Below are 559 nucleotides of genomic sequence, written 5' to 3' on the forward strand. Positions count from 1 at the left end.
CGGTATCGCCCGTGCGCGCGCCGGCCGTCCAGCGCGCCACGCCGCCGTGCACCGGCGCCAGCGCATCGAGCGGCGCCTGCAGCGCCTTGAGCGTGTCGGCCGCCAGCGCCCGCATGGGCGTGAGCCACAGGACGGTGAGCGGTGCGGCGGTGCTCTGGCGCCCCCGCAAAGGAATTGCTACTTTTTTTTATAGCATCACGCCCTAGTACTCTCTGCGCTGGAGCCCGATTCGGCTCAGATCCGTCTGGATCACCGGCCAGCGCCTGCAGGGCGCCGAGCCACACCGCATAGGTCTTGCCCGCCCCGGTCGTCGCGTGCAGCAGCCCCGAGCGGCCCTCCGCCATGGCCTTCCACACCTGCTTCTGGAACGGGAAAGGCTTCCAGCCCCGCTGCGCGAACCAGTCGGCCACCGCGCGCTGGACCGTGGACCGGGTCACTGCCAGCCCCCCTGCCGTGGCGAACGGCGCCGCAACGACGTGCGCGGCTGGCCGGCCCGTACCCAGCGGCGCGACAAGGGAAGCGGCATGGCTTGCGCCCCCCGCTCCGCTTGCGCTGCGCT

Annotated in this window: 1 protein-coding gene and 1 pseudogene; one reads left to right on the top strand and one right to left on the bottom strand. The window is 72.3% G+C overall.

Annotated features, from left to right (window positions below; translation table 11 throughout):
• A pseudogene (locus tag AC27KI_RS26975) lies at positions 1-443 on the bottom strand (DEAD/DEAH box helicase); the annotation flags it as partial.
• Between AC27KI_RS26975 and AC27KI_RS26980 the strand changes: the two are divergent.
• Positions 343-559, top strand: a 217-nt coding sequence (locus AC27KI_RS26980) for a hypothetical protein (protein ID WP_487116982.1), incomplete at its 3' end; no start/stop codon positions are given. The pseudogene AC27KI_RS26975 and the gene AC27KI_RS26980 overlap by 101 nt on opposite strands.

The organism is Acidovorax sp. KPB24-03 (genome assembly GCF_057546605.1).